Annotated in this window: 9 protein-coding genes; 4 read left to right on the top strand and 5 right to left on the bottom strand. The window is 37.9% G+C overall.

Annotated elements, in window-relative coordinates; genetic code table 11:
- Positions 1-273: 273 nt before the first annotated feature.
- Genes G6W42_RS05985 through mqnE form a run of 5 tightly spaced genes read right to left on the bottom strand, consistent with a single transcriptional unit; the run spans position 274 to position 5013 of the window.
- Positions 274-960 (bottom strand): type II secretion system protein, encoded by a 687-nt coding sequence (locus G6W42_RS05985; protein WP_194173312.1) that lies wholly within the window; start codon positions 958-960, stop codon positions 274-276.
- Between the two features lie 3 nt (positions 961-963).
- On the bottom strand, positions 964-2181 hold the full coding sequence (locus G6W42_RS05980; protein WP_194173311.1) for a hypothetical protein: 1218 nt from the start codon (positions 2179-2181) through the stop codon (positions 964-966).
- A 9-nt stretch (positions 2182-2190) separates the two neighbouring features.
- Positions 2191-2631 (bottom strand): phosphoribosyltransferase, encoded by a 441-nt coding sequence (locus G6W42_RS05975; RefSeq protein WP_103636256.1) that lies wholly within the window; start codon positions 2629-2631, stop codon positions 2191-2193.
- A 13-nt stretch (positions 2632-2644) separates the two neighbouring features.
- On the bottom strand, positions 2645-3937 hold the full coding sequence (locus G6W42_RS05970; protein ID WP_194173310.1) for an NCS2 family permease: 1293 nt from the start codon (positions 3935-3937) through the stop codon (positions 2645-2647).
- 11 nt (positions 3938-3948) lie between these two features.
- Positions 3949-5013 (bottom strand): aminofutalosine synthase MqnE, encoded by a 1065-nt coding sequence (mqnE, locus tag G6W42_RS05965; RefSeq protein ID WP_194173315.1) that lies wholly within the window; start codon positions 5011-5013, stop codon positions 3949-3951.
- Positions 5014-5123: 110 nt separating this feature from the next.
- Between mqnE and G6W42_RS05960 the strand changes: the two genes are divergently transcribed.
- The 4 genes from G6W42_RS05960 to G6W42_RS05945 all read left to right on the top strand — a co-directional run bounded on the left by G6W42_RS05960 (position 5124) and on the right by G6W42_RS05945 (position 10796).
- Entirely contained in the window at positions 5124-7622 is a 2499-nt protein-coding gene (locus G6W42_RS05960; protein WP_194173309.1) for an HD domain-containing protein, read from the top strand.
- 3 nt (positions 7623-7625) lie between these two features.
- Entirely contained in the window at positions 7626-9437 is a 1812-nt protein-coding gene (gene glmS, locus G6W42_RS05955; RefSeq protein ID WP_194173308.1) for a glutamine--fructose-6-phosphate transaminase (isomerizing), read from the top strand.
- Positions 9438-9583: 146 nt separating this feature from the next.
- Positions 9584-10372: a peptidoglycan-binding protein gene (locus G6W42_RS05950; protein ID WP_194173307.1), complete on the top strand. Its 789-nt coding sequence runs from the start codon at positions 9584-9586 to the stop codon at positions 10370-10372.
- A gap of 1 nt (position 10373) precedes the next feature.
- A complete protein-coding gene (locus tag G6W42_RS05945) occupies positions 10374-10796 on the top strand; it encodes a gamma-glutamyl phosphate reductase (RefSeq protein ID WP_103641681.1) in 423 nt (140 codons plus the stop codon).
- Positions 10797-10904: the final 108 nt, after the last annotated feature.

The raw sequence follows: 10904 nt of genomic DNA, 5'->3' as shown, positions 1-10904 counted from the left end.
AAAAAACTTTTAGTTTTTATATTAGTTTGTCTAATCTATTATTTAATCATAATAGACTGGCTCAATCGATCACTTGTTTAGATTTCAAAGATTGACTAATAGTTTAACAATTATAAGTTAAAAGAACAACGATAAGAAAAAGGCTTTATTAACGTTGAAGTTAAAGGTGGTTTCTCGTTTCGTGAGCTGGAATTATATATGAGGGATGCTTAAATGCAGATTAAAAAATGGCAACTTTTTTAAAAAATAAAAACTATAAATTTTTAATCAAATTTAACTATTCTCTTTTATGGATGCAAAACCACTTTCTTTTTCTATAGTAATGGTTGTTTGATTGCCACGTTTATCAGTTATTGTTATACTGCAATCTTTTTTAACAAGTCTATCATATGGTCGCTTTATACCACCACCAACAGTGCTTATTGTCCACATCGGTCGTCCTATTTCATCAAAAGCGATTTTTTTCTTAGCATTTCCTTTTACACATCCGCCAGATAGAGTTACATTTATTATGCCAAATCTTTTTTCTATATTTAGCTCTTTGTTTATCTTTTTGCAGTCACTGCCTGACATACCACTCCAACCAGCTGTTAGTAACTTTCCAGTCTTATAAATATCACTTGCAAACTCATCTTGTGAATTTGGATTTCCAGTCATACTTTTATCATAATAAACACTATATTTCCAAGTTTGCTCATTATTTTTATCAACCGAACAGTCATCTATTTTATCTTTAGCAAAAGCTATCGTCCAACGCTGTTTTGCCCATTCTTTTTCAGTAATAGAATACTTATCATCCTGCATGGCGAGGTGTTGAGTATATCTTATATGAGTTAGGATCTGATTTGCGGCTTCTCTTGAGGCATTTCTATTTAGTTTTGGGATCATAATGGCAGCTAAAATTCCAACAACAACAATAACAAAAACAAGCTCTATCATCGTAAAAGCTCTTTTTTTCATAGCTTATCGTTCCTTGATATTGAAATTTGCAACTACTTTTCCCATTTTTTCTATACTAAATTTTGACTCCTCATCTAAATCGGCACTTGCTAATAAATTTTTAGAGTAGCTTTTTGTTTTTATCCCATAAAATTTAAGCCTAAGAGCAAGCCTTGTGTCATCAGTCGCAATATCTTGCACTCCAGCCTCTTTTAGCTTATCTGCTAGCTCTTTTGCTACATCAAATTTATAAGTAAGGTGTTTTGTGGGATCATTTAAAAATAGATAAAAAATTTGATTAAAGATGATCGCTGACCAGTTAAATATCAAAAAAAGCATCACTAAGCTAGTGCAAATTTTATGTACTTTTCTAAATTTTGGCAGCCTCACGCGATATGAATTGAAAAAAACTCTTACCATAAGTGGCGTTGCGATCACGCAAAATGGTAAAAATTGCTCAAGCTCTAGCCTTTGGCGCACAGAGACTATCATACAAAAGCAAAATGAGCAAATGGCGATAAACCACAAAAGATCCTTCTTTTCCTTAACCCAAATTCTATAAATCGTATATACAAAAAAGATAAAGACAAATGGCGAAAATACAGCAGCAAATATACCAAAAGTATCGATAAAGTGCCCGCTTGGTCTGCCATTTGTTTCAAAGCCAAAAAAGCAAAGTGTTAGCAAAAATAAAACGGCACTTAGCCAAGCAAGAGGCGGCTTTCTTTTATAAAGTGCAAATATAAAAAATCCTGCATAAAATATCAAGAAGTCGCCATCTATGAAAAAGGCTAGGCAGAAAAACGCAGTAAATAAAATTTTACTTCTAATGTGAAAAAGGTATATACACAAAAGCGCTAAAGTGATGCAAATTCCAGCGTTATTTATGATAAGGGCTGAAGCTAATGTGCCAGGAAGCAGCACAAAAAGCAGGACCGCCACGATCCTGTCAAACTCCAGCTTAATGTAAAATTTACTCACCTTATACATCAAAACCACGCTTGCGATGTGAAAAAAGATCATCACGCCTCGCACAGCAAGGTCATTTTGACCAAAAAAATGGGCGCTTAGTTTTAAGATGTAGCCAAGAAGGCTGTGCTTTTGAAAAAAAATTTCAGCCTCGTTGTAGCTTATGCTGAGAGAATTTGCCGCATAAAGTAGAAATACAAAATCAATCAAGCATATCAAAAATACGCTAAAAGCAATGTGCCTGCTAGCAAATTCTCTAACTCTTTCTAACAAATTTTGCCCTTAAATATGTATATCCCAGAAAAACTCAACCCAGTCATGAGCCTCTTTTACCTTAAATTCAGGCAAAAGCAGAGCCTTCTCTTTATAAAATACAGTAGCTATCTTTATATCTAAATTTGGATAGCGTTTAAGCAGCTCTCTTTTTATCTCGACCATGCTCTCGCCGCTATCGATGATATCATCAACAAGCAAAATTTTAGTGTATCTGCTAAGATCTGGCACGTTAAAAATTTGTATCGTATCAAGCTTATTTGTATCTTCATAATGGATAGAATTTAAAGTAAATAAATTTCTATTTTCAAGCGCAACGGCTAGCGAGTGACCAAGCGTTAGACCGCCTCTTGCCACAGCTAGTATCACCTCTGGATCAAACTCATCTTTTATCTGTTTTGCCATCCTTTTGGCATCAACGGCAAATTCATCATAGCTATAAAATATCATCTTTCATCCTTAATCAATGCACTAAAAATACGATAAAACTAATGAGCGCTAGCACAACTACGCCTAAATTTATATCGCTAAATTCTCTCTTTATGAGCTTAACTATGACGTATGACATAAAGCCAAATGCAAGGCCGTTTGTGATCGAGTAAGTAAGCGGGATGAGCACAACTATGAAAAATGTCGCAACAGCTATGGCTGGATCTTTGAAATTTATGCTAGCAAGCTCGGCAAACATAAGCACGCCGACCATTACGAGGATCGGATAGATGGCATTGCCAGGGATCGCTTTAAAAAGTGGCAACATAAATAATGTAAGTATAAATAAAAGTCCGCAAAATACAGCCGTTAGACCAGTCCTACCGCCCTCTTCTACGCCGCTTGCGCTCTCTACAAACGATGTGGTCGTACTTACACCTACAAGCGAGCCAGCTGCAGTAGCAACAGCGTCAGCTTCAAGAGTTTTTTCAAGTTTTACGACGCCATCTTTTTTGTTTTCGTCAAATATCCCAGCCCTCGTGCCAACGCCAGCTAGCGTGCCTATCGAGTCAAAAAGATCAGTCACAAAAAACGTGATAACAACTGGTAGTAAGGCTAGGCTAAAGGCGCCTTTTATATCAAGCTCTAAAAATATCGGTGAGATAGAGGCTGGAGTTGAGAAAATTTCTTTTGGATGAGGAGCGATGCCAAGCACCCAAGCTATCACTGAAGTAGCAAGCACAGCTAGGATAAATGCGCCCTTTATCTTCCACGCCCAAAAGCAAACAACCAAAAATAGCCCCAAAACGCCAAGAAGCACGTTTGGATCTTTGAAATTTCCTATGCCAACTAAAACCGCATCGTTATTTACGATAAAGCCCATTTGCTGAAATGCCACAAAGCTTATAAACGTGCCTATACCAGCGCTTATCGCTCTTCTTAGATCAAGTGGGATGGATCTTATTATCCACATTCTAAAATTTGTAAAAGATAAGACGACAAATATCACGCCACTTAAGAAAACAACGCCAAGAGCCGTTTGCCAAGGCACTTTCATACCGATGCAAAGACCAAATGTAAAATAAGCGTTAAGCCCCATACCAACGCTCATCGCAACTGGCGTATTCGCCCAAAGACCATTTAATACAGTAGAAAATATGGTAATTAGCGCTGTTGCAGTGATTAGTGCCTCATAAGGCATGCCAGTTTTGCTCATAATGATCGCATTTACCGGCACTATATACATCATCGCTAAAAATGTCGTAAGTCCCGCTCCAAATTCCTGCTTCACACTCGTTTTGTTTTGTGCTAAGTCAAAAAATTTCACCCCAAGCTCCTTTAGTAAATTTTAAGTTCGTTATACAAGCTATCACGCTCAACCGGCGTAAAACCAGATGTTTTAATAAGATCGCAAAATGTCTTTAGTGTAACGCCATTTGCGCTGTTTGCGCCAGCTGCACTTTGGATACTCTCTTTTTCTATCGTACCATCAAGATCATCAGCGCCAAATTCCTGAGCGATCATCGCTAAATTTAGCGTCGAAGTAGCCCAGTACGCCTTTATATGTGGGACGTTATCAAGCACCAAGCGAGATATCGCCATAGTCTTTAAAATTTCAGCTGATCCTAGAAATTTAACATCTTTTAAATAGTTATTTTCTCTTTGATATACAAGCGGGATAAACGCGTTAAAACCGCCAGTTTCGTCCTGCAAGTCTCTGATCCTTAGCATGTGATCGATCCTATTTTCGCGGCTTTCTATGTGTCCAAAAAGCATTGTCGCATTGCTTTGCTTGCCGTGATTGTGCCACATTTTATGAATTTTGAGCCAGTTTTCGCTACTTACTTTGCCTTTGCAAATTTTAGCCCTGACCTCTTCGTCAAAAATTTCAGCCCCACCGCCTGGCATGCTATCGACTCCGTATTCAAGCATCTTTTCTATCACCTCATCGTAGCTTAAGCCGTAATGCCTTGATAAAAAATCAATCTCAGCCGCCGTCATCGCCTTTACGTGAAGCTCTGGATGAGCTGCCTTTATCTTTTTAAAAATTTCTAAGTACCACTGCCAACCGCTAGTTGCGTTGTGGGCGGAGACTATGTGTATCTCTTTTACGCCGTGGCTCACGCTCTCATCAACGATCTTTAAAATTTCTTCGTGGCTCATTAGGTATGGATTTGGATTTTTTCTGTGGGCTGAAAATGCGCAAAATTTACAGATGTCAGCACAGATATTTGTTGGATTGATATGGCGATTTACGTTAAAAAAGACCTTATTGCCGTGCAGTTTTCTGCGCTTTTTGTCGGCAAATTTAGCCAAGGTAAAAAGATCAAGCTCATAAAGCGAAAAAGCCTCTTGCTTGCTTAATCTCTCGCCACTTTCTAGTTTTTGTAATAGATTCATTATTTATATCGTCCTAAAGCTGAACTTAAGGCTTTATTATAAGCAAATAAAGCTTTGTTTTTGCAAAAATTATGTAACATTTGCCAAGATATTTTTAACAATGGAAACACTAAATGCTAGCTGATAAAAGTGCCAAAAATAGCGATAATTATTCAAAGATCAAAGAGAAATTTCTTGATTTTAAGGCAAATTTGCCAAAACATTTTCAAAAAAATCAAGGCAGAAATTTCACAAATTTCTTAGCCAAAGAGTATGATGATTTTATAAAATCTTATTTAAATGAAACTATGCGAGAATTTTTTGATGAGTTTGTACCACAAAACGACAGCTTTGCCTTTAGCGTTCTAGCCACTGGCAAATACGCCCAAACGCTACTTAGCGCAAATAGCGAGCTTGAAATTTTGCTAGTTTATAAAAATTTAAAGGGCTACAATATAAAAAATTTCTTAAAAGAATTTTCTGAAATTTTAGATAGCTCTGGCATGAAATTTGTGATAAAAAGCGCCGAAGTGGATGAAATTTTTATAAATTTCAAAGATGACCTTAAATTTAAAAGTGAAACCTCGCAACTTCGCTACATTTGCGGCTCAAAAAGCTTATATCGCTTAGTAAAAAGCGAGATCGTAAAGATAAAAGAATTTGATAAAAAGGCCTTTTTAAACTACCATTTAAAGGCATTTTTGCCATTTTCTAGCATAAGCTACTTGGCACAAGAGCCAAATTTAAAAAGTGGCTTTGGCGGGATCGATGAAATTTACCACTTAAACTGCATACTAAACTGCCTAGATAGCGATGTTTCGGTTAGATCGCAAGCCCTTAAAGTGATGAATGAAAAAGAGATAGCAAGTTTTAATCTAAATGTGGATTTTTTACTAAGCTTGCTAAGTGCTTTAAATTTAACTCAAAACACCGATACTTTCAGCGCTTCAAGTGTTGAGATCACGACAAATTTCATGCAGACAAAGTCTAAAAAGCTGCAAGACAACGAGAGCGTCATCAGCCAAAAGATGCTAAGCTCGATGAATAACGTAGCCATTTATTCAAGATTTATCGCAGCTTCGCTTTGCAGGCCATTTTTCAAAAGCGAGTTAAGCTTCGAGCAAAGAAAATTTGCTAGGCTAAAAAATGGCTTTTACGATATAAATGGCGTCATCTACGTGCCACTTCACAAAAAGCCAGCCCTTATCGAGGATCTCATAAATGAGCTTTTAGAGCTAAAAGATGTGGATTATAAATTTGATATAAGCGCGATCTTTTATATCAAGCGAGCCATCATCACGAAAGATGGCTTAGAGCGCGCTATCAGCGAGTTTAAGAAGATATTTTTAAGAGAAAATTCCTACGCCATCTTAAAGTCCTTGCTCGATGCACAGATGATACAAATTTTGATAAAACCGATGGAGCACATCTCCCAGCTAGCAGAATATGACGGCTATCACGAATTTACGGTTGATGAGCATAGCATTTTAAGCGTCAAATTTCTTGAAAATATAAAAGATAAATTTATAAAAAATCTCTACGCTGAGCTTTGCTTGGAGGGCAAAACGATGCTAAAGATCGTGACGCTTATGCATGACGTTGGCAAAGGACTTGGCGGAAAAGATCACGCAAACATCGGCGCAAACATCTTTAGAGCCTACGCGAACAAGCTAAATTTAAGTCAAAAAGCTATCAACATCGGTGTCATCTTGATAAAATATCACACTCTAATGAGCAACGTCTCAAACAGAGAGGACATCTACTCGCAGCGCGTCATATTTGCCTTCATCTCAAAGCTTGGCGACAAGCAGGTTTTAAAGCTACTTTACATCCTTAGCTACTGCGTGATAAACGCCACAAATGAGAGGCTTTACAACGCCTATACAGCAAAGCTTTTAAGAGAACTTTATGAAATTTCTCTTAGTGCATTTAGCGATGAAAATTTACTAGATGAAGCGACAAGGCGAGTAAAAAAAGAGCAGTCTATAAAACGAAATAGCGAGTTTTTGGCGCTTGAGCCAAAGCTACAAGAGAAAATTTTCAAGATCACATCAAATTTGGTCTTTACAAAATATAGCGCGAGCGAGATCATAAATTTAAGCAAAGTAGCTGACAGCTTAAACGAAACAGAAATTTTCATAAACAATAGTAAAAATTTAAGCATTCAAATTTATACAAACAAGAGCCTAAATTTAAGCGCCCTGCTCTATGAATTTGCCAAATTTGACCTTGCGTATATGGAGATATTTGAGCTATTTGAGAAGAAATTTTATATCAGGCTTGACTTTAACCAAAATGTAAAAAACCATGAGCTTGAAAATACTAAAATTTTAGCCCTAAAATCTCTAAATAGCGAGGTTTTAAGAGAGCCTTTGAAACCAAATATTAACAAAGATGAGATAAACTTCGAGCTAAATCACTCAAAAGATTATGCCAAACTTAGCATCAACGCAAAAGATCAGCGCGGGCTAATGGCTTATGTGATGAGTGTTTTTGACAGGCTTCATTTTCAAGTCACGAGTGCGAGAATTCAGACGGTTAAAAATAGAACGAGAAATCTCTTTTTGATCGAGAAAAACGAGCGACTTGAGAGTAAAGGCGATGAGATATTAAATTTATTAATAAGCGAGTAAAACATGTGTGGAATCGTAGGATACATCGGAGATAGAGAGAAAAAAGAGGTCATTTTAAGCGGTCTAAAAGAGCTTGAGTATCGCGGATACGACAGCGCTGGCATGGCTGTGATGAGTGAAGGCAAGATCGACTTTTTCAAAGCGGTCGGTAAGCTTGAAAATTTAGCCCTAAAAACGCAGGAATTCACATCAACTGGCTTTGGCGTGGCGATAGGTCACACACGCTGGGCAACTCACGGCAAACCAACTGAGATAAATGCTCACCCACACCTTGGCGAGCACTCATTTGTCGTTCATAACGGCATCATCGAAAACTATAAAGAGCTTAAAGATGAGCTTGAAGTAAAGGGCGTGAAATTTGTCAGCCAAACCGACACCGAAGTGATCGTGCATCTTTTTGAAGAAATTTTAAAAGAGAAAAAAGACCCATTTAAAGCTTATGAGGCGACTATCGCAAAGCTAAGAGGCGCTTATGCGACGCTACTTATCACCAAAACTGCACCTGATAAGATATTTTTCGCAAAAGACGCCGCACCTATGGCGATAGGAAAGAGCAATGAAAAAGAGCTATATTTTGCCTCATCGGACGCGCCGTTAATTGGCAACGCAACCGAAGTAGCCTACCTAGATGATAACAACTACGGCTACGTGAGCCTAGATGAGATCGCTGTTTTTAAAGACGGCAAAAAGGCTAGCATAACCTTTAATGCTTTGCCAAAAGATAAGAGCTATGCCCAAAAAGAGGGCTATACATTTTTCATGGAGAAAGAAATTTACGAGCAAGGTGCAGTCGTATCTGAAACCATCATGGGCAGAGTTAAAAATCACAAAGTCACCCTTGAAAATTTAGACGATGAGTACCTAAAAGGCATTGATGATGTCGTGCTTTGTGCGTGCGGCACGAGCTATCATGCAGCGCTAACTGCAAGCTATCTTTTTGAAAGACTTGCTAAAGTCAGGACAAAGGTCGAAGTGGCAAGCGAATTTAGATATAGAAAGCCTTATCTAAACAAAAACTCGCTTTTTATCGTCATCTCACAAAGTGGCGAGACAGCTGATACTCTTGAGGCACTTAGGATCGCAAAAGAGGCTGGGCTAAAGACGCTTGCAATTTGCAACGTCGATAACTCTTCTATCGTTAGACTAGCTGATAATACGCTTCTAACTCGCGCTGGCATCGAAAAAGGTGTGGCAAGTACAAAGGCTTTTGCAACGCAGATCATTGTGCTTTGGATGCTTGTACTTCAAATGGCTTCTGCAAAGGGATCTATAAGCAAAAAAGAGCTTGATCACGAGATCAAAACACTTCTTCACATCCCACAAATTTTAAATATAGATAACACTTTGCAAGAGAAGCTACACCGCCTAAGCAAGCACTATTTGCACGGTCATGGCTTCTTCTTCATCGGTAGAGACATCTTCTATCCGCTAGCACTTGAAGGTGCGTTAAAACTTAAAGAGATTTCATATCTTCACGCCGAGGGCTATCCATCAGGCGAGATGAAGCACGGACCTATCGCGCTTGCAGATGAGAAGCTATTTACGATCGCTTTAATGCCTCAAAATTTGTTATATGAAAAAACAAAGAGCAATGTCGAAGAGCTTGCTGCAAGAGATGCATATATCCTAGCGATAAGTCCGCTTGAGCTTGAACTAAGCGATGACTACGTAAAAACGAGTGTTCAAGATCACTATATGAGCGAATTTTTCGAGATGATGCTTGTGCTTCAGCTACTTGCACTTGAAATTTCTGTTAGACTTGGCAACAATGTTGATATGCCAAGAAACCTCGCAAAAAGCGTAACTGTAGAGTAATTTATATGGCTGGCATCTTGCTGGCCGCTTAAATTTTTGTAAAAAATAGTTTTGTATTATGTTATTAAGCACAAATTTTATATTAATATTTTTCTAATATTTACTCATATATAATTCTAAAACCAACTTAAATATTAAGGATAAAAATGAAGTTAAGTTCATCTTTACTAAGCGTGGGTCTTGGAGTTTTACTTCTAAGTGGTTGCGCAACTGGTAACAACAATGGCGTAACTGGCAGTGCTGCTGGTAGCAACAACAATAATGCTAACACAAAAATAGAAAAGTGTAGTAGCACTATTGGAACACTCGCGTTTTATGAAGACCAAAATTCAGACTGGTATTCATATTTAACACACAACTACAAGCTCACATCAACCATTCCTGTTCTGCGCCTTCTTGCACAACAAACTGGCTGCTTTGTTATAGTTGAGCGTGGTGCTATGATGGATAATATGATGCAAGAGCGTGCACTTGATAGATCAGGCGAACTACGTAGCGGTTCTGGCTTTGGCAAAGGCAAAATGGTAGCGGCTGATTATACTATTCGCCCTGAAATTTTCTTTAGTAACGAAGATACAGGTGGCGTAGGCGGTGTTGTTGGAGCACTTTTTGGTAGTGTAGCAGGTGCTATAGCTGGTGGTTTTTCGACAAAAGAGACACAGACTACATTGGTTCTTATAGAAAATCGTTCGGGTGTTCAATTAGCAGCAGCCATTGGCTCAGCTTCTAGCACTGACTTCTTTGGCATGGGTGGCGGCGCTGGCGCTTCTCTTGGTGCTGGACTTGGCGCATATTCAAGAACACCTGAGGGAAAAACACTTGTAAATGCCTTCCTTGATTCAATGAATCAATTAGTTATCGCTCTAAAAGACTACAAAGCACAAACCGTAAAAGGTGGTCTTGGCAAAGGTGGAAGCCTAAAAGTAGGAGATTAATATGAAATTTATAGCCATTTTATTTTGTTCATTAACTTTTTTGTTTTCTATGAGTTACGAAAAAAAAGTTGAAGCTAGGCTTTGTGGTCTTATAAATCAAAGAGAAATGGCTAAAATTTATGGCGACATAAGAAGTATTGATAGCTTTGATAAAAAAATAGAAAGCTATAAATTTCGCAACGGAATAGAAAAATTTGACGAGGATAGTTGTCGTGCAAATGGCTACTATCCTGTTGATCCAAACTATGCACCATATCCTCCTAACTACCGCCCATACTATCAAAATGAGTACGAAAGATTTGATAGATTTCAGCGTGGTTACCGTGGAGGCTACTACAACGACGATGACTATGATGATGGTTTTGATCGTGGTTATAGACGTGGTTATAAGGATGCCAGAAGAGATTATAGGCTAGGTAGATAATCTTATCTAGCCTTAACTTTCCTTAGCTCTCTTTTATAATAAAAAACGATTTTTACAAATAGCAAATCAAAAGCAACACATATACCAAATTTTACTGCCAAAAATAAG

It is taken from the genome of Campylobacter concisus (assembly GCF_015230015.1).
GTDB lineage: Bacteria > Campylobacterota > Campylobacteria > Campylobacterales > Campylobacteraceae > Campylobacter_A > Campylobacter_A concisus_AF.
This window is presented reverse-complemented; position numbering and strand designations above follow the sequence as displayed.

Bases quoted from the DNA above. Each gene is read 5' to 3' on its own strand.
- G6W42_RS05985 (WP_194173312.1), bottom strand. From the start codon at position 960: ATGAAAAAAAGAGCTTTTACGATGATAGAGCTTGTTTTTGTTATTGTT.
- G6W42_RS05975 (WP_103636256.1), bottom strand. From the start codon at position 2,631: ATGATATTTTATAGCTATGATGAATTTGCCGTTGATGCCAAAAGGATG.
- G6W42_RS05960 (WP_194173309.1), top strand. From the start codon at position 5,124: ATGCTAGCTGATAAAAGTGCCAAAAATAGCGATAATTATTCAAAGATC.
- glmS (WP_194173308.1), top strand. From the start codon at position 7,626: ATGTGTGGAATCGTAGGATACATCGGAGATAGAGAGAAAAAAGAGGTC.
- G6W42_RS05950 (WP_194173307.1), top strand. From the start codon at position 9,584: ATGAAGTTAAGTTCATCTTTACTAAGCGTGGGTCTTGGAGTTTTACTT.
- G6W42_RS05945 (WP_103641681.1), top strand. From the start codon at position 10,374: ATGAAATTTATAGCCATTTTATTTTGTTCATTAACTTTTTTGTTTTCT.